The organism is Rhodoglobus vestalii (assembly GCF_006788895.1).
GTDB lineage: Bacteria > Actinomycetota > Actinomycetes > Actinomycetales > Microbacteriaceae > Rhodoglobus > Rhodoglobus vestalii.
In genome coordinates this window covers 330,618-347,566 of sequence record NZ_VFRA01000001.1, presented here as the reverse complement: position 1 = coordinate 347,566, position 16,949 = coordinate 330,618, and the positions used below count along the sequence as shown (strand labels likewise).

General features: G+C 60.0%; 18 protein-coding genes. 13 read left to right on the top strand and 5 right to left on the bottom strand.

Annotation, left to right across the window (positions count from 1 at the left end):
- Nucleotides 1-80: 80 nt before the first annotated feature.
- Nucleotides 81-1,103: a DUF368 domain-containing protein gene (locus tag FB472_RS01720; RefSeq protein WP_141989391.1), complete on the bottom strand. Its 1,023-nt coding sequence runs from the start codon at nt 1,101-1,103 to the stop codon at nt 81-83.
- A gap of 233 nt (nt 1,104-1,336) precedes the next feature.
- Between FB472_RS01720 and FB472_RS01715 the strand changes: the two genes are divergently transcribed.
- Together FB472_RS01715 and FB472_RS01710 are read left to right on the top strand one after the other, a co-directional pair.
- On the top strand, nt 1,337-1,600 hold the full coding sequence (locus tag FB472_RS01715) for a hypothetical protein (RefSeq protein WP_141989390.1): 264 nt from the start codon (nt 1,337-1,339) through the stop codon (nt 1,598-1,600).
- Between the two features lie 2 nt (nt 1,601-1,602).
- On the top strand, nt 1,603-2,310 hold the full coding sequence (locus FB472_RS01710; protein ID WP_141989389.1) for a hypothetical protein: 708 nt from the start codon (nt 1,603-1,605) through the stop codon (nt 2,308-2,310).
- Between the two features lie 26 nt (nt 2,311-2,336).
- Here the strand turns inward: FB472_RS01710 and FB472_RS01705 are convergent, their stop codons facing one another.
- Nucleotides 2,337-3,383 (bottom strand): LacI family DNA-binding transcriptional regulator, encoded by a 1,047-nt coding sequence (locus FB472_RS01705; RefSeq protein ID WP_141989388.1) that lies wholly within the window; start codon nt 3,381-3,383, stop codon nt 2,337-2,339.
- 133 nt (nt 3,384-3,516) lie between these two features.
- Here FB472_RS01705 and FB472_RS01700 point away from each other — a divergent pair, with 133 nt between their 5' ends.
- The 10 genes from FB472_RS01700 (at nt 3,517) to FB472_RS01660 (ending at nt 13,448) form a co-directional block, all read left to right on the top strand.
- The gene (locus FB472_RS01700; RefSeq protein WP_141989387.1) at nt 3,517-5,151 is read left to right on the top strand and encodes an ABC transporter substrate-binding protein; all 1,635 of its coding nucleotides are present in this window, start codon (nt 3,517-3,519) and stop codon (nt 5,149-5,151) included.
- 91 nt (nt 5,152-5,242) lie between these two features.
- Nucleotides 5,243-6,181, top strand: coding sequence for an ABC transporter permease (locus FB472_RS01695; RefSeq protein ID WP_246078255.1), 939 nt, complete (start codon nt 5,243-5,245; stop codon nt 6,179-6,181).
- The gene (locus FB472_RS01690; protein ID WP_141989385.1) at nt 6,178-7,005 is read left to right on the top strand and encodes an ABC transporter permease; all 828 of its coding nucleotides are present in this window, start codon (nt 6,178-6,180) and stop codon (nt 7,003-7,005) included. Before FB472_RS01695 ends, FB472_RS01690 begins: the two co-directional genes overlap by 4 nt.
- Complete coding sequence (locus FB472_RS01685; RefSeq protein WP_141989384.1) at nt 7,005-7,850, top strand: ABC transporter ATP-binding protein; 846 nt, start codon at nt 7,005-7,007, stop codon at nt 7,848-7,850. The genes FB472_RS01690 and FB472_RS01685 overlap by 1 nt, the downstream gene beginning before the upstream one ends.
- Complete coding sequence (locus FB472_RS01680) at nt 7,847-8,674, top strand: ABC transporter ATP-binding protein (protein ID WP_141989383.1); 828 nt, start codon at nt 7,847-7,849, stop codon at nt 8,672-8,674. The genes FB472_RS01685 and FB472_RS01680 overlap by 4 nt, the downstream gene beginning before the upstream one ends.
- Nucleotides 8,671-9,741 (top strand): C45 family autoproteolytic acyltransferase/hydrolase, encoded by a 1,071-nt coding sequence (locus tag FB472_RS01675; RefSeq protein ID WP_141989382.1) that lies wholly within the window; start codon nt 8,671-8,673, stop codon nt 9,739-9,741. The genes FB472_RS01680 and FB472_RS01675 overlap by 4 nt, the downstream gene beginning before the upstream one ends.
- A 78-nt stretch (nt 9,742-9,819) precedes the next feature.
- Complete coding sequence (locus FB472_RS01670; protein ID WP_246078017.1) at nt 9,820-11,268, top strand: threonine/serine exporter family protein; 1,449 nt, start codon at nt 9,820-9,822, stop codon at nt 11,266-11,268.
- A 124-nt stretch (nt 11,269-11,392) separates the two neighbouring features.
- Nucleotides 11,393-11,548: a hypothetical protein gene (locus FB472_RS13945; RefSeq protein WP_170192006.1), complete on the top strand. Its 156-nt coding sequence runs from the start codon at nt 11,393-11,395 to the stop codon at nt 11,546-11,548.
- A 407-nt stretch (nt 11,549-11,955) separates the two neighbouring features.
- Nucleotides 11,956-12,609: an SGNH/GDSL hydrolase family protein gene (locus FB472_RS01665; protein ID WP_141989381.1), complete on the top strand. Its 654-nt coding sequence runs from the start codon at nt 11,956-11,958 to the stop codon at nt 12,607-12,609.
- Between the two features lie 263 nt (nt 12,610-12,872).
- Nucleotides 12,873-13,448, top strand: a complete 576-nt coding sequence (locus FB472_RS01660; RefSeq protein WP_141989380.1) for a hypothetical protein — start codon at nt 12,873-12,875, stop codon at nt 13,446-13,448.
- A gap of 135 nt (nt 13,449-13,583) precedes the next feature.
- Here FB472_RS01660 and FB472_RS01655 read toward each other — a convergent pair whose 3' ends face one another.
- Entirely contained in the window at nt 13,584-14,189 is a 606-nt protein-coding gene (locus tag FB472_RS01655; protein WP_246078016.1) for a tyrosine-protein phosphatase, read from the bottom strand.
- A 647-nt stretch (nt 14,190-14,836) separates the two neighbouring features.
- Here FB472_RS01655 and FB472_RS01650 point away from each other — a divergent pair.
- Nucleotides 14,837-15,325, top strand: coding sequence for a hypothetical protein (locus tag FB472_RS01650; RefSeq protein ID WP_141989379.1), 489 nt, complete (start codon nt 14,837-14,839; stop codon nt 15,323-15,325).
- Here FB472_RS01650 and FB472_RS01645 read toward each other — a convergent pair.
- A complete protein-coding gene (locus FB472_RS01645; RefSeq protein WP_141989378.1) occupies nt 15,234-16,148 on the bottom strand; it encodes a cytochrome c biogenesis CcdA family protein in 915 nt (304 codons plus the stop codon). The genes FB472_RS01650 and FB472_RS01645 overlap by 92 nt on opposite strands.
- Nucleotides 16,149-16,901: a DsbA family protein gene (locus FB472_RS01640; protein ID WP_141989377.1), complete on the bottom strand. Its 753-nt coding sequence runs from the start codon at nt 16,899-16,901 to the stop codon at nt 16,149-16,151.
- Nucleotides 16,902-16,949 lie beyond the last annotated feature (48 nt).

Below are 16,949 nucleotides of genomic sequence, written 5' to 3'. Positions count from 1 at the left end.
CGCAGGCCGGCAGCCACCGCGATGCGAGACGCTCCGCAAATGCGGAGCAAGCCCGGAAGACGCTCGGTAAGCGTCAGTATCTACTCCCGGGCATCGATCGACCCGGCGTCTGACTGCGCAGAACCATCAGACGCAGACGCAGACGTCTCGGGCTCAGGCACGTGCGGCTCAGGGTCGGCGATGATCTCGGGGGAGAGCATCCATCGCTTCATCAGGGCAGCTTCTGCGGCCATAATGCCCAGCACGACGCTAGCGCCCGCGAGGATGAGCAACAGTACAGGCCCCAGGTCGTCAGCGGGCGGCAGTATTGCGCCCGACTCGGTCTGCCAGGGCCACAACGCCCGAAGCGAGCCGAGCATGAGGCCCGTCATGATGACGAGGGTGATGCGGCGCCGGTTATGCAGCAGCCATTGCAGTGCCGAGACGAAGAGCCCCAAGCCGACGATGGCGCCGAGAATGAACGTGCCGAGGTAGGCGAAGTTGCGGTCGTTGACAGCAGCGAGAGTTGGCGCATACATGCCGACGATCAGTAAGACGTACGACCCCGAAACTCCCGGGAGTACGAGCGCGCAAATCGCGAAAGCCGCCGCGACCGCCACAATGAGCAGCGTCGGCTCGGCCTCGCCGGCACGCGGCAAGCCAGTGAGAGCAAAAGTGAGGGCGGCCGCAAGAAGGCCAATCAGTATTTCTTGCGGCGTCCACCGGCCACCCACCATGCGCGCTGGCACGATGAGCGAGGCGGCAATGAGACCGGCGAAGACTGCGCGTGTGCCCGCCGGGTATGCCTCAAGCAGCGGTGCAAGCAGAGCTGCCCCCACGACGATTGCCAGAAGCATGCCGATACCGATGGGCAACACGACATTCCATCGCACCGAATGAAAGTGTGCGGAAGCGAGGGATAGTCCGCGGCCACGGATGCCGTCGCCGATCGTGCGGGCCACTCCGCGCGCAAGGTGTCCGGCACCGTCAATGAGCGTCTCGTAGACGCCGACGAGCAGTGCGATCGTGCCGCCACTGACTCCGGGAACAATCTCGGCGAAACCGATAAGGGCGCCGCGGGAGGCGTCACCGACACTGCGTATGACGGGGTGAAGTCGGGTCATTACGTACTCGTTTTCGTGTTGGTGGCTTTTCGTGCCAGCCGTGGTCGTCAGCCCCGTTGATGCGGGTCTCAATCTTTGGTCGCGTGTGGCGGAATTTCTCAACACTGCGCAGACAGGTTCTCAGTTTAGGTGGCGACTAATGGCACTGCTGCGCGAGAGCATACTCGCCGCACATTCGAAGCACAAAGACGATGGCTGCCTGATTCCTGAACGCGAGTGAAATGGAAGAATTGATGTCTGATATCGAGAACCCTTCCACCGATCTTCACGCAGATGGCCCTGACGTTCACAACATCAAAGACCCGACCGATTTCGGTAAAGGGATGTGGTCATATCTCACTGGCAGGAGCGCTGTCACCGACGATAGCTTTGTCGACCTGACAATAGAGGCGCCCCGAGATGTTGGTCCGGATGCCCCGCGTGCCACTTGGAAGCTCAACGAAACTCTGAAGATCAACACCAGCGAGGGCTTCGGCAGCGAACCGCTCGCCCCGTAGCCATGAGCCCGTCAACCAGGCTCGATATGGATCTGGAGTTCTCTCGCGCAAAGCCGGCCGACCCAACTGCTGTGCTCGCTGGCGAAGCCTCGCCTAGCATCGATCAGATAAACGGCACGATCACCGCCAAAAGCCTTGAGATTGAGGTATATCCCAGCACCCCTGCGTTTTTCGTGCAATCGGGAACCATGAAACTCAAAGACATTCGCGGTATCGCCGTAGCGCTGTGCGAGCGCGGGCTCACCGTTTCTCATTCGGGCCCCGGCGGACTCATTGCGAAGCTCAGGACTGTGCGTCAATCCGTCACCCAGCGTTTACTCACCGGTTGGGCATATATCGAGCTCGGCAGTCGCAACGCCCTTGCCCCGCTGCTGAAGCGTCCCAACGCCAAAACGGCGACAACTTTGGCGAAAGATCACCACCCTGAAGACGATTACGTCCTGCACTCATTGGGTGACATCGGTGGCGGGTCACGGCCGTTCTCGGGTCAAGACCCCCACCAAAGAGTGCGGCGCACGAGGGCCTGGATGGAGATGGGCGAACGGCGAGCCGGATTCTTCCGCGAAGAGTACTCCGACCACGGTCGCGCCATGGTGGTGGATCCGGCGGTGAAATGGGGCACCAAAAACCGTAGCAAAGTCGTCGCAACCAAACCCAGCCACCGGAGACACCGCCGGCTTGACGCGCCACCGCGGGAGCGGAATTTGTAGCGTAACGCAATCGTAAGACCGATCGTTCAGAGCAACGGTCGGTTCGTCGATTCACGAAATCGCAGCACGTTCTGAACAAATGGTGAACGGCTTTCCGTGTCGCCCTCGAGCCTGCGGAGAAGAAAATCGACGGCAGCCTTTGCGGTGGCCTCGGGCACAAGATCGACAGAAGTGATCGGCGGAGTGCTGTTTCTGGTTTGCTCAGAATCTGAACCAGCAACAATCATGATATCCGCAGGGATGCGATAGCCCGCCTCTTGCAGGCGCTCCTGCAGGCCAGCCGCGTGGCGCCCAGTAAGACAGTAGATTGCGTCAGGCAGATCCTGCTCACCCGCCAGTGCGGCGGCCAACATGATTTCGGCCACAGCGCGCCCGCCAGCTTCACCCGAGCGTTCATCTTGGTGGTAAACCAATTCGTCGTATCCCAACTCCGCCGTCCATCGACGGTAGGCCAGATCGCTGTCGGCATTCCACGCATTCGAGTCGGTGCCGGTAACGAGGGCGATACGCTTCGCGCCCCTGTCAACGAGCGCGTTCACAACTGCCCGACCGTCGGTCGACGTGCCAGTTTCGACCCAGTCGCGGAATTCTGGCCGCTCAGTGTCCCGCCCCACGGTGACTATAGGAATGTCATTACGATTCAGCAGCGCGATCAAGGGATCGTTGGCAACCGGATCAGAAATGATGAACCCGTCGACCGCAAGGGCGATGCCGGGCAAGGCGCCCGCTGTGGGGTCGCGCACAAGCATCAGGCCGAATCCGTGGTCAAGCGCTTCGACTGCAGCGGCACCAGCAAAGCGCATGAAATAGTCCACACCCTCCGGCTGGTACGAGTCGAGATCTTCGAGTGGGCGGATGACGAGACCGATTACGCCCAGTGGATTACCGCGCAATCCCCGAGCAATCGCATTGGCGCTATAGCCGATCTCTTTGGCGGCAGCGATAACACGCTGCCGCGTTGCGTCGGCAACAACCCCCTTCCCATTGAGTGAGTGGGAGACCGTTGTGATAGAGACACCGGCGTGCTTGGCAACCTCATGAATTGTGACTCTGTGTCGACTCTGTCGGGGCATGCCCGAATGTTACCCCTTGGTAACGGGTTTTGAAATCTATGAAACGCGCTTGCCCAAAACGTTTTGGCTAGCTACAGTCACAACAACGTCATGGTGCTCGCACCTCCACCAAATGACCAATAGGAGCATTTCAATGAAGAAGAGCGCACTAGCTTCCGCCGTCGTTCTCGCGCTTGCCCTCACCGGCTGCGTGGCGACCGACACAGATGCACAGCAAGATGGATCAGGTTCTGACGAGCTGGCATTCACCACGCCACCCGCCGTGGGCGAACTAGATCTCGCAACGTGGAACCTCCCGTTCGGTGAACCAGCATCGCTGGACCCGATCAAGGCCTTCAACTACCCAGAGAACACGGTAGTGGCCAACCTGTGTGAAGGGCTCATGCAGTTGCAGCCCGATTACACCATTGAGCCCAATCTGGCCGAGAGCGTCGAAACTCCAGATTCGACCACCTACATCTACACGATCCGCGATGGCGTCGAATTCTGGAACGGCGATCCACTCACCGCAGAAGACGTTGTCTACAGCCTGAGCCGTCACTTGGATCCCGAAGAGGGAAGCTACTGGGCTGGTGACGTCGTCGGCAACATCGCGTCGATCGAGAAGACCGGAGACCGTGAAGTTACGGTCAAACTCACGGACCCTGATGTCACCTTCAACTCCTACCTAGTGTCGCCGATCGGCAACATCGTTCAGAAGTCTCAGCGCGAGGAAGCCGGCGAAGATTACGGCAACCCGACTGGCCTCGTCATGTGCACCGGTCCTTTCTCGATCGGCGACTGGGACCAGGGTCAGTCGATTTCGCTAATGCGCAACGACAACTACTGGAACGCCGACAAGATGGCCAAGGCCGCCCAAGTCGACATCAATTTCATTGTTGATTCAGCAGCCATTTCGAGCGCATTGAGCACCGGTGCTATCGATGGTTCTTACGACGTGCCGCTTGGCTCAGTGCCCACCCTAGAGAGCGCCAGCAATGGCACGCTCTACCTCGGTAGTTCACTGCAGGTCATGGCGATCATCGGAACCGGCAACGGTGCATTTGCTGATCCAGCAGTACGCCAAGCACTCATGATGGCAACCGACCGCCAGGCAATCGCCGACACCGTATATGAAGGTACTGCGCAACCGTCGAAGTCACTGGTTCCGAACAACGGGTGGTCGTACGGCGACGACGTATTCACGAGTGAACGCGACGACCTGCGATCAGCCGACGTAGACATCGAGGGTGCTAAGAAGATGCTCGAGGGTGCGACAGTGGACCTCGATCAGACAATCAGTATCGTCTACCCCGCAGAGCGTGGCTACTACGCCGACATCATCTCCGAGATCGCCAATGGCGGGCGCGAGATCGGCCTCGCTGTTGAGCCAGTAGGAGTACCCAGCGCCCAGTTCGGTGCTTTCTTCTCTGACCCCGAAGCTCGTGAAGGTAGCGATGCTTTCGTGACCGCGAACTACATGGATGTTCCTGATCCACTTGCTTTCCTTCGCGGCATTGTTGGCCCGGAGGGTTCGCAGAACTTCAACGGCTACGACAATTCCGAGGTCAACGCACTCATCAACGAGGCAGAAGCGACAGCCGACGACGACGAACGAGCAGGACTCGTCAACGAGATCCAAACGATCGTCATGGAAGATCTGCCGTGGATCCCGATCGTCGACTCAGCAGTTCGACTATTCATGAACGAGCGAGTCACTGGCGTGCCAGCATCTTTCGTCTACCTCTATTACCCGTGGGCCGCTGACCTAGGTGCCTCCGGAAACTGATTGACCAGCAGCAGTGAGGGTGCACTAGAAGGCACCCTCACTGCTGCTGCCACCACAACGTACTGTCACCAAAAGGGGTGCCATTCCAGTGATGTTCATCATACGGAGACTCTTCGCGCTCATCGGCGTGCTCATCGTGTCGAGTTTTCTTGTCTTTGCCGGGATGTATGCAGCCCCGGGCAGCCCAGAAAAATTTCTTGTACAGGGTCGCACCGTCTCGCCCGAAGTTCTCGCCGCGATCCGCAAGCAGTACTCGCTCGATGACCCCTTCCTTGCACGCTTCTGGAACTGGCTCACCGGGGTACTGCAAGGAAACTTTGGGCAATCGCTCGTAAACCGTCAAGACGTGGGCGACTTGCTCGCCACCCGACTGCCCACCACAATCACTCTCGTCGTGATGGCCGCCATCCTGATCATGGTGCTTGGAGTAGGGCTCGGTATCGTCGCCGGTACCCGCGACGGCCCGCTCGACAAGATCATCCTCCTCGGGTCGAACCTCGGCTTCGCCGTCCCCACCTTTTTTGCCGCCCTCATCCTGATGAGCATCTTCAGTGTCGGGCTCGGCTGGTTTCCTGTCTTCGGCTCCGGCGACGGCTTTCTCGACCGGCTCTGGCACCTCACCCTGCCGGCCCTCGCGCTGGCGCTGCCTTCCATGGCGGTCGTCGCGCGCATCACCCGCACCTCCATTCGGGAAGAGCGTGGCTCCGAGCACTCAATCATGGCCATGGCACGCGGCGTACCGAAACGGCTCGTGCAGCGCCGACACGTGATCCGCAACTCGATGCTCCCCGTGAGCACAATCGTCGGAGTGCACATCGCCGGACTCATCGCTGGTGCCTTCGTCATCGAATACGCCTTCACCCTGGATGGCATTGGCACGCTACTGATCAACGCCGTGCAGACCAAGGACTTCGCTGTCGTGCAGGCAATCGCCATCATCCTCGTGGCCGCCTTTGGCCTTATTAATCTTCTAGTTGACCTGCTGTATGCGGCGATCGATCCGCGCGTGAGAACACGAGGTGAAGGATGATTCGCATCAAGACGCTGCTTGGCCCGATCGGCATAGCCGCAGCAGCCCTATTCAGTGTGGTCGTTCTTGGAGCATTATTCGCTCCCGTGCTCGCGCCCTACGATCCCACAATTGGTTCCGTGACCAATCGCTTCCAGGGATTCAGCATTGATCACCTTTTGGGCACTGACCAAGCTGGTCGTGACATCTTCTCCCGACTGCTGTTCGGTGCGAGATCAGCGTTGCTCGGCCCAGTCATTGTCGTGACAATCACGGCAGTGTTCGGTACTGGACTCGCGCTGATCAGTGTCTGGTGGGGTGGGATTGTTGACTCATTTATCAGTCGCCTGCTTGACCTGCTCTTCGCGTTCCCCAACCTGCTGCTCGCGATGCTCGCCATCGCCGTATTTGGCCCGAGCCTGACGACCGCGGCCCTCGCGCTCTCGATCGCGTACATTCCGTACACCGCCCGCGTCATCCGGAGTATGGCGCTTCGCGAACGGAACCTTCCGTATATTCGCTCCCCACAGCTGCAGGGAATCTCGGGGGTTGTCATCACCGTGAGGCATCTTGTGCCAAACATCGCCCCGCTGGTCGTGACCGGGGCCACCATCAACTTTGGTTTCGCGATGATCGAACTCGCGGCACTCTCGTTCCTCGGCCTCGGAGTGCAAGCACCCGATGCTGACTGGGGCCTCATGGTTGCTGACGGTCAGCAGTCGTTGCTGCGGGGTTACCCGGCTGAGAGCATGTTCGCTGGACTATTGATTGTGCTCACCGTCGCCTCGCTGGGGTATATCGGTGAACGACTCGGTGGGCGTGCTGCAGCGGGGAGGAAGTTCTGATGTTAGAGATTCGCGATCTGTGCATGACGATTGCCTCCGAACGGGCAGAGTTCGACATTCTGCGGAATGTATCGCTGAGCGTTGCCGCGGGTGAATCCGTGGGTCTTGTCGGAGAGTCAGGCAGCGGAAAATCGATGACCCTGAGATCCATTCTTCGAATTGAACCGAGCAACGCTACTGTCACCGGGAACATTACGTTCGCCGGTGCAGATGTGCTTTTTCTGGAGGGCGAGGCTTTGAGGCGGATGCGATCCACCGACGTATCGATGATCGCCCAGAACCCGCACGCGGTATTGAACCCCGTGCTTCCCATCGTCAACTACCTGATCGAAGGTATGCATGATGCGCAGGGGATGCCCAAGGGCGCGGCGCGGTTGCGCGCCGGTGAACTGCTCGAGCAAGTAGGTATCGACGGTGTTGACCGGGTGCTCGGCTCCTACCCTCACCAGCTGTCTGGCGGGATGCTGCAACGTGTCGTTATCGCGGGAGCGATCGCCGGTAAGCCGAAACTCATGTTGGCCGACGAACCGACCACAGCGCTCGACGTCACCACGCAGGCTGAGGTGATGGCGATTCTCGATGAATTCCGCCGCGACCTCGGCATGGCCATGCTCTACGTAACGCACGATCTGGATCTGGCCGCGGCAGTCTGCGACCGCATCAGCGTCATGAAAGACGGTCAGATCGTTGAAACCGGAGTACCGGAACAACTGCGCGACAACCCTCAGCATCCCTACACGCGGCAGCTGATGGATGCGCGACCCGCCGGAATCATTCCGCAAGCGACAGTGCCGTCACAGACAGCATTATCAGAGCCCGACGTGAACGAAGGAGAGTCCGAATGAGCACACCGGCAATCGTCGTGGACGGGCTGACCAAGATTTTCAGCGGCCACGGGCGGCATAAAGTCACCGCGCTCGACAACATCTCCTTGACAGTTGAGCGCGGCTCCTGTCTCGCGGTTGTCGGCGAATCGGGTTCAGGAAAAACAACGCTCGCCCGAATCATCGTGGGACTCGAAACCGCCGATTCGGGAACCGTGATGTTGAACGGAAATCCCGTCGCCGAGCGTGCAAGTCGGCGCGAGTTGCATCGACGTGCTCGCGAGATTCAAATGGTCTTTCAAGATCCGCAGAGTTCGCTCAACCGACGGCTTCGCGTCAGCACCGCCGTTGATGAGGTGCTGCGTGCACACACCTCACTGAATGCTCGCGCGAGACGCGACCGCTGCGTTGAACTTTTCGAACAGGTTGGCCTTAAACCCCGTCAGCTCGACGCGCTACCCGGGGAACTTTCTGGTGGGCAGCGGCAGCGCGTGGCGATCGCACGAGCCCTCGCGGCGGATCCCTCGGTCATTGTGCTCGATGAATCCGTTGCCGCCCTCGACGTCACGGTGCAGGGGCAGATTCTCAAGCTTCTCGCCGAGCTGCGGGCTGCCAAGAACTTGAGTTACGTCTTCATCACCCACGACCTCTCGGTTGTGCAACTGGTGGCCGACCAGATTGTGGTCATGCATCGCGGTGCGATCGTGGAGCGGGGAGCGACAGCCGAAGTTCTTAGTAACCCGCAGCACGCCTACACCCAGCTTTTGCTCGCGTGCGCACCTCGACCGGGGTGGAAACCGCAACGCGGCCTCATTCGCGCGTTCAGGGAGAAGATCGCTTCATGATCGACTACGGCCCTGAGATCATCCGAATCGATTCGACCGATGCCCACGAGCGTGGGCTCCAACGAGGGTCTGCGCTGCGCGGCACCCTCGCCGACGGAGTGCGCATCTATCTGGCGCTCTTCGCGCAGGCTGGCATTCACAAAGACGCGGTTCGGAGTAACGCAGAACAGTCGATCGAGAGCGCCCGTCACTGGTGCCCCAGCCTGGTCGAGGAGATGCGTGGAACAGCCGAAGGCGCTGGTCTCGAACTGTGGCAGATCGCCGCCCTCAATGCGCGCACCGAGATTTTATCTTCTGCCGCCGGGGCACGACCCGGAGAATGTTCGACGATCGTGAACACTCGTAATGCCCCCGTTGGCGCACAGACGTGGGACTGGCACGACGAGCTATCCGACCACTGGCACCTACAAGATGTTCACGGCAATATCCGCAACTTTGTTGGTCTCACTGAGCACGGCATCCTGAGCAAGATCGGGATCAACGATGCCGGCGTTGGCATCATGCTCAATATTCTGGGGCATCAAGATGACCGGCCCGACGGCGTCCCCGTGCACTTGGTCGCGGCGCGAATTCTGGCCGAGGCGTCAACGCTCGGCGAGGCGGTCTGCATTCTTCAGTCAGCGCCGGTGAGTACGTCTAGTGCGATCACGGTGGTGAGCCCGGACGCTGCTGTCATCGTGGAGTTGAGTCCGCATGGAGCGGTCGTGCTCACGCCCCACGACCACGTGCTGTTGCACACGAATCACTTTCTTGACGAGCATCTTGGTCGCGGTGAGAAGCCTGGGCTCTACGACCCCGACTCTCAGCTTCGTTACGGTGTTCTGGCTGGTCGCGTGGCGGATTCACCACTCCCGATGCTGGCAAGCGATTTGGTTCCTTATCTAGTTTCCCAACCGGGCGATGCCGCGGAACTGTGCTGTGTTCCGCAGCCCGGAGCGCTGTTAGGCGATCGCTGGGCGACGTTGGCAACGATCACCCTTGATGCCGTAGCACGGCAAATGACGGTGTCGGTCGGCACTCCCCGCGATGCGCCAAGCGTGCCGCTCGTCACACTGGTAGCGGAGTAAGCGCAAGCTTCTTTTCCTATCGTGTCTCGCGAACTTGAGGCGAGGGTTTGCCCATCAGATGCCGGTTACCCTAGAGGGGTGAGTAAGGGCATCAGCTACCGGGTTCGGGAATTTCAGCAACGGGTGAGTCGTTCCCTCATCACTATGGCTGGGGGAGCCCTGCGTTCAAACAATGCGCCCACTCAGCTCATTTCGATTCCGGGGAGTGAGCAGCAGCTATCCCAGCGACACGCACGGTCAGTCATCGACCTGTGTTTGCGCGCCGGCGAGGCAATGCTGGCGACAGGAGCATCCGCGGCTGACGTAGTCGCTACCGTGCTTCGCATCAGTACCGCGTATGGCGTCAGCGGAATGCACGTCGACATCACCTTCACCTCGCTCACCGTCTCGGTGCATCGGGGGATGAACGAAGACCCGATGTCGATCATGCGCATCGTGAAAGTGCGCACCATCGACTACACGCGGCTGCAGAACGTGTACTGGCTGATCGACCAGATCACCGGGCCGGATGGTCCCGGAGATGTGGATGAGACACGCGAGCAGCTTGGCGCGATTTTGACCACACCCCACCCGTACCGTCGCTGGGTGGTGACCGCGGGTAAAGCGATTCTGGCGGCAGGTGTCGTGGTGATCTTTGACGCGAGCTTTGTGCTGGTGCTTGTGGCGGCCGCATCCGCGGCTATCTCGGATCTCATGACGCGTCGTCTAGGGCTCTGGTCGGTTCCCGCCTTTTTTGCTCAGATGGCTGCCGCGGCGGTGACCACTGCGATCGCCGTGTTCATGTTTTGGCTTCGCTCGGTTGGCATCGAAATACCCGGATCGAACAGTCCGACCGTCATCGTCATCGCAGGCATCATCATGCTTCTTTCCGGCGTCGGGCTCACCGCGTCAGCCAGTGACGCGATCGGCGGCTACTACGTCACGGCAACTGCCCGCGGATTGGAAGTCATCATGATGACGCTCGGCCTCGCGGTCGGCATCTCGATCGTGCTGAGCATCTCCCTGCGCCTCGGAATCCCGGTGGCAGTGGGCGACTCTCTCGGAGAAAGTCGAAGCCTAATTTCTGGGATGGTCGGCTCTGCGATCATCGCCGTCGGCTTCGCCCTCACCTCATACGTGCGGCTGCGGCTGCTGCCGCTCATGGCAATCGGGGCCAGCCTCGTATTCGCCGTGTACTGGGTGGTGTTGCCATCGGCGCCTGAACCCGGGCTTGCTCCCGCCCTTGCCGGCACAGCTGCCGGCGTCATCAGCTACCTTCTCTACCGTTGGCTGAAAGTGCCAGAAGGCGCCACAAACATGGTAGGAATTATTGCCCTGCTCCCCGGACTCGCACTGTACCGAGGCATCTACGCGCTGATGGATTCCGAATTTGGAGTGAACGAAGCGCTGCCCGCAATGGTCATGGCACTAGCGACCGGCTTGGGGCTCGCTGCCGGCACAACAATCGGGGGGTTTGTTGCTCGACGAACCTTCGGATTCGACCGCTCGGCAATGCTGGCGCTGAGACGGTCGCGGACGCCGCGGTAATCATGGGCGCGCCTGGTAATGGAGCCGGACTGCAAATATGTCGTTCATTGAGGGGTTAGGCATGCAGTGAGCGGCCGCGCGGTGAGCTGAGAAGTCAGGATCGAAATGCAAAGAGGTGTAAATCGTGGAACCTCGTGTAGTCAACAAAGAAGCCGTCAAGCGGTTCGTCGTGCAGTCGACCCAAGCATCCGCACAGATCGAGCGTTGGAGCGTTCCTGCTGGTTATGTCCGCTCGCCTAAAGTTGAGCGGTTTCTCGCCGAGCGGCAACACCGGTCCTGATGGCGTTTGAGCGAGGACACGGTGAGACTCCCGTTCGCGGAGAGTAACTGGGTTCGGTGACGCCCCTTTGAACGGTGTGCTTTCGCTTCACCGTATGGGGTCAGTGGTTTTAGTTTAGGCAGCGGTGATATCTGGGAGGATCACCGCCTCGTCGATGACCTCGATGGGGTTGTTCACGGTGGTCGTCTCAAGTGTCGAGCTGGAGCATTGAGCTTGAGAGAAGTAGTGACCTCCGCGTCCAGATCCGCGCAGATTCGCGGCACCCCAGACTTCGAGCAAGGCAGACCGGTTGAGAGCCAGCGTGTGGTGTGCTTCGTGTGAGTCACTTTAGTTAGTGTTTATGGACGCGACGTTCGAGAACGCCGGTGGCGAGTATCCGAGCAAACGACTGCACTGAAAGGATCAAGATGGACGAGACGAAGCACATCCTCGTGTACTCCGACTCGCTCACGTGGGGGATCATCCCCGGGACTCGGCAGCGGCTCCCGTTCGACTCCCGGTGGCCGGGCGTGATGCACAAGGGGCTCAACGTCGACGGTGAGCGGATCCGCGTCACCGAGGATTGCCTCAACGGGCGGCGCACAGTCTTCGACGACCCGTACAAGCCAGGGCGCAACGCGCTCGCTGGCATCCACCAAGTCATCGAAGCGCAGTCGCCCCTCGACTGCGTCATACTCCTGCTCGGCACGAACGACTTCCAGTCGATGCATTCGCACAATGCCTGGCACTCGGCGACGGGTCTGGTGGCGGTCGTTAACGCCGTGCGTACTGCGCCGATCGAGCCGGGGATGCCGGTGCCGCCGATTCTCCTCGTTGCGCCACCGCAGCTCGACAACCCTCGCGGCCCCATCGGCCCAAAATTCTCCGGCGGGGATGTTGCCTCGCGCGGCCTCGCAGATGCGATCCGGCAGGTGAGTGTGGACACGGGGTGTGCTTTCTTCGACGCGAACGCCGTCACCACCAGCAGCACAGTCGACGGGGTGCACCTGGATGCCAACCAGCACGAGACGCTCGGGCGTGCGCTTACGCCCGTGGTCGCGGAACTGCTGCGGAGCGCGTAAGCGTGCAGTCGAGGTTGCGTCACCGCACGATCTTCAGACCATCGATTCTGAGCACGTCGGCGTATATACCTGCCATGCCCTCCGTCTTGGTTTTCGGTCGGCGCATTCACGTATTCGGTAGATAGCCTGAAGTGAAGCGAATAGTGTCCAGCGGGCAGAAGATCGGTCGACCGTTCTGGGTTTTCCGGAGCGCCAGCCATTAGCGCACGTGGACGAAGCAATTCCGTGTCCGTCATCGAGGTGTTTGCTACTACGCTCGCAGCATGGCTGATACGAAGCAGACGAAAACAATTGGTGAGCACTGGGTTGCGAGTGAGCTAGCCCGTCGTGACTGGGCACCAGCAATGACGCGTGACGGTCTGGAACGTACTGACATCCTCGCGGTCAAGACAACCGAGGAACGCCCGATGATCGAAGTTCAAGTCAAGTCAGCCCGCGGGTTGGATTCCCACGTGAATTGGCCTCTTGGCACGAAAGCTCAAGGGGCGCCGAAGAGCGATCGAGAATGGTTTGTGATGGTCTCGATCCACCCTGACAACAGCCGGCCGTTGAGTGGGTTTGTAGTACCTCGAGCACATGTTGCTGCTGCCGCTTGGATCACCCATATGCATTGGCTTACCGAGCCGGGCAGAAAACCAGGAAAGCGAAATGCTCCGGTATCGATGTCTCGGGTATACCGAGAGCAATTCGCAGGCTACGAAGGGCGGTGGGATCTACTCGACCATTCGGCCTATGAAGCTCCGGTCTTGCTTCCGGATGTGTTCCGGGAGTACGCAATGGGAGAACGTGTCGGGCTTCCCGACGAACACCCGTGGAAAAAATTGATGCCGGAGTGGTGACGTTTCTGCTCGTAACTAGCGCTCAATGAGCAGGGAGCGCAAGCGCGCCCGTGATGCTCCCGATACGCCAAGCTGGTCAAAAATCTCGTCAGTTCGCTCAGCAGCATCACGAACGATGGGCAGTTTGTCGAGCATCTACTCGTCAACTTCTTCAGGCGACCGGACTCGTTCAGCGGCGAGGCCGGGTGCAAGTTGCGTGACGCTCGCCATCGCGTGAACGGAAGCCGCGTAATCAGCTGCTACGGCATCCGGGGAGACTCCGGCATTGCCGAGGAGGAGGGCGCTGATCATCCCCGTGCGGTCGCGTCCTGCGCTGCAGTGCACGAGCGTGCCAGGTTGTGAAGCTGCAATTGCTTCGAGAGCTCCGCGTACCAAGTGGGGTTGGAGGCGCCAGTTGTGAGCCCAGTACTCCGGGGAGTCAAGGATGGGGGTGCAGACCCACATGAACTCGGCGTCGTCTTGATCTTCGGTCGGGGCGTTCACGATGGTGATGTCGGCGGCAGCTTCCGCTGCGGTTTCGGGGTCACCCTGTCCAGCACCGATTTCGTAAGCGCAACGGAGATCTACCACTGAGCTGAGGCCCCACTTGCGTGCCTCAGCCCAACCGGCCGCGGTTAGGCGTTCTCGGCGCGGACCACAGGCAATTCGCCCAGTCGCAGTGAAGCCTGTGATCGAAAGCGAAGTCGGCAGGCCACCCAAATCGCGGATGTTGAGGTAGCCATCCCAGTTGAGCTCATTCATGCGAGAAGACTAGGCGCCTATCTGCCCCGCCCGCTACGCGGAAGCAAGAGTAGCGAATGAGGAATGCAGGAAGATGTCCGAAACTTCAGATGACAAGGACCAACTGATGGTGGACGGCTGCGCACCTTCCACGGCGAAAAAATTGTCTTGCTCCACCACTGTTACAACAATAAGGCTGACCCCCTCAGATAAACGTTAGCAGCGTGAGATTGTGAAGGCGCGCAAGCTCCACGAACGTTGGAAACGGCAACGCACCAGTTGATGCTGTATGTGTTCAGCACATAATTTAGAGAAGAGTGAAGGAGCCGCCATGGCAAAGAAGGTCGCGGAGCTTGCGGATCGCGCGAAGACGACATGGCCCGACGACACTCCTTCGTTTGGCTGAGGCGCTGGGGCAGAAAATCACGCTCGTACCCGTCAAGCACTGAACATTTCGCGGGGCGGCAGCGGTCTGCGTCAGCCCTTCAGGGTCCTGTGGCGTGGGTTTGCTTGCGGAACGGGCCGAGCGCTTGAGGCGGCGTGGAAGGGCCAGTCGTTTGCTGCAAATCTCAGAACGTTTGATGAGTCACACGAGCACCCACCCCTCACCTACGAACACCCACGAACACCTCGAATCACGTGGCAGGCGACTCCGATAGGTTGGAACCATGCAGCGCGCTAGTCTCACACTCCGCCTTGTGATCCCCGCAATCTGGTTGGGGCTAATCATCGCCATCTCGTTCCTGGAGACACCGCTGAAATTTCAAGCACCCGGGATCACACTCGAATTGGGGCTCGGTATTGGCCGTCTGGTGTTCCCCGCCATGAACATGACGGCGCTCGTGCTGCTCGTGTTTCTGACTGCCGCGATGATCCGCCCACGCGCCTCGCGATCGCAGTGGGGACTGTTGATCGGGCTCTGGGTGGTGCTGCTGATTCAGGTGTTAGTCATCCGGCCGCCGCTCAATGCGCGAACGGATGCCCTGCTCGCCGGGCAGGAGACAGCCGGCTCGCTCTGGCACTACTTCTATATCGCGGCCGACGGAACCTCATTTGTGCTGCTAATCATTTTTGTTGTTGTGACGGCCCGACAGCTGATTCCGGTGACGGCGTCGAAGCGTGAACAGAAGCATCCTGAGCATTCTGCTTCTGCGTAGCCCGCCGACGGTTCCGCACACCCCAAATCGTTAGCGCAATCGCGGCCAGCAGGAGGATTGCGACAGCGTCGATGATGGGGTTTGCGAGCAGAGCGCCGCGTTGCTGAATCCACACCTGCACATCGGTGGGGATCAGGGTGGGCATGCTGACAAGACCGTTCGTGAACCAAAAGAGGGCGCCCACGCCAACGATGAGAGTTCCGGTGATGACCGAGGTGCTGTGCAGTTCGCGCCCCAGCACAGTAAACGTTCGTCCTCGTAACACTCGGCGCCCGCGAGCGCTCATCTTTTGCCAGAGGGCCGCGATGATAACCAACGGCACCACCATCCCGAGCCCGTAAACGGCGAGCAGCGCACCGGCATTCCAGAGGTTGCTTTGACCGAAGGCGAGGGTGAGGATTGCGCCGAGGATGGGCCCGGCACAGAACCCGGCGACACCGCCGACAGCACCCAACAGGAGGGTTCGCAGCAGCCCGGTGCGGGTGGATGCCGACTCCTGCAGTTTGGACGCTCCGGGGAGCATCCGGGAAAGATCGAAACCAAATCCAAAGATTTGGGCGATGCCGAGGATGACAAGAACGACGGCCGTGATGGCGATGATGAGACCGCGCTCCGAGATGAGCAGCGCCCCCAGCGCCCCCAGGCCAAGACCGAAGGGAACGAGGGTGACGGCGAGCCCAATATAGAAGACTGAGCCGTGGACGAGCAGCTGCATCTTCGTTCCCACGGTGGAGGCGAAGAAGGCGGGCAGCAGGAGCGCACCGCACGGGCTGAGGAGCGCCAGCATCCCGCCGAGGAAGGCGGTGAGTAAGCCTATCTCCACCTATTGACCGCTTTCGGCGTCGAGAAGAAGGCTATCGATGGTATCCACGAATAGTGCGGTTGGTTGGGCTCCGACAATAGGTTCTCCGTTAAGGAGGAAGGAGGGTGTGCCGGTCACACCGAGCTGGCGGGCTTCTTCAGCACGTTTATTGATCGTCGCGAGAACGGCGGGGGAGTTCAGATCGGCGACAAATTTTTCCGTGTCGAGACCCAACTCTGTGGCAACGGTGACGAGGGCATCGAGGCTCAGTTCTGCTTCTGAGCGGTGGGTTCCATTGGGGTAGAGGGCGTTGTGGTATTCCCAAAACTTCGACTGGAGTCCGGCCGCGTGGGCTGCGCGGGAGGCCCGATCGGAGGCTTCGCCGTACATGTTGATGTCGCGCCATTCGATGCGCAGATCTCCGGCCTCCGCATACTTCATCATCTCCGGCAACGTGCTCTGAGTCCATTTCGCGCAGAACTGGCACTGGTAGTCGGAGAACACCACGAGAGCGACCGGGGCATCGACAGGGCCTATTGCTTGAACATCTGAGGGATCACGGTATTCGAACTGGGTGAGGTCTGGCAGCTCAGAGGGCGCGGTCGCGCTGCCGTCGGCAGATTCGTTAACCGCAGTGGTGGCGGACTGCTCTGGTTGTGCTTGCACAATCACTGTGGCGAGCAACAGACCGGCGATCACGATGATTCCGCCCGGAACGAGCCAGCTCCGTACTCCACGTTTTGCCCTACTGGCGGGTTTTGCCTGCTCACTCATCGACGGTCCTCTCACAATACAATCGACTATCCAACATAGTCGACTATG

What these genes read in the sequence shown, in the direction of transcription:
- FB472_RS01655 (WP_246078016.1), bottom strand. Translation starts at nt 14,189, where the DNA reads ATGAATGAGCTCAACTGGGATGGCTACCTCAACATCCGCGATTTGGGT.
- FB472_RS01650 (WP_141989379.1), top strand. Translation starts at nt 14,837, where the DNA reads ATGCAGCGCGCTAGTCTCACACTCCGCCTTGTGATCCCCGCAATCTGG.
- FB472_RS01665 (WP_141989381.1), top strand. Translation starts at nt 11,956, where the DNA reads ATGGACGAGACGAAGCACATCCTCGTGTACTCCGACTCGCTCACGTGG.
- FB472_RS01700 (WP_141989387.1), top strand. Translation starts at nt 3,517, where the DNA reads ATGAAGAAGAGCGCACTAGCTTCCGCCGTCGTTCTCGCGCTTGCCCTC.
- FB472_RS01690 (WP_141989385.1), top strand. Translation starts at nt 6,178, where the DNA reads ATGATTCGCATCAAGACGCTGCTTGGCCCGATCGGCATAGCCGCAGCA.
- FB472_RS01680 (WP_141989383.1), top strand. Translation starts at nt 7,847, where the DNA reads ATGAGCACACCGGCAATCGTCGTGGACGGGCTGACCAAGATTTTCAGC.
- FB472_RS01685 (WP_141989384.1), top strand. Translation starts at nt 7,005, where the DNA reads ATGTTAGAGATTCGCGATCTGTGCATGACGATTGCCTCCGAACGGGCA.
- FB472_RS01675 (WP_141989382.1), top strand. Translation starts at nt 8,671, where the DNA reads ATGATCGACTACGGCCCTGAGATCATCCGAATCGATTCGACCGATGCC.
- FB472_RS01715 (WP_141989390.1), top strand. Translation starts at nt 1,337, where the DNA reads ATGTCTGATATCGAGAACCCTTCCACCGATCTTCACGCAGATGGCCCT.
- FB472_RS01640 (WP_141989377.1), bottom strand. Translation starts at nt 16,901, where the DNA reads ATGAGTGAGCAGGCAAAACCCGCCAGTAGGGCAAAACGTGGAGTACGG.
- FB472_RS01720 (WP_141989391.1), bottom strand. Translation starts at nt 1,103, where the DNA reads ATGACCCGACTTCACCCCGTCATACGCAGTGTCGGTGACGCCTCCCGC.
- FB472_RS01710 (WP_141989389.1), top strand. Translation starts at nt 1,603, where the DNA reads ATGAGCCCGTCAACCAGGCTCGATATGGATCTGGAGTTCTCTCGCGCA.
- FB472_RS01660 (WP_141989380.1), top strand. Translation starts at nt 12,873, where the DNA reads ATGGCTGATACGAAGCAGACGAAAACAATTGGTGAGCACTGGGTTGCG.
- FB472_RS01695 (WP_246078255.1), top strand. Translation starts at nt 5,243, where the DNA reads ATGTTCATCATACGGAGACTCTTCGCGCTCATCGGCGTGCTCATCGTG.
- FB472_RS01705 (WP_141989388.1), bottom strand. Translation starts at nt 3,383, where the DNA reads ATGCCCCGACAGAGTCGACACAGAGTCACAATTCATGAGGTTGCCAAG.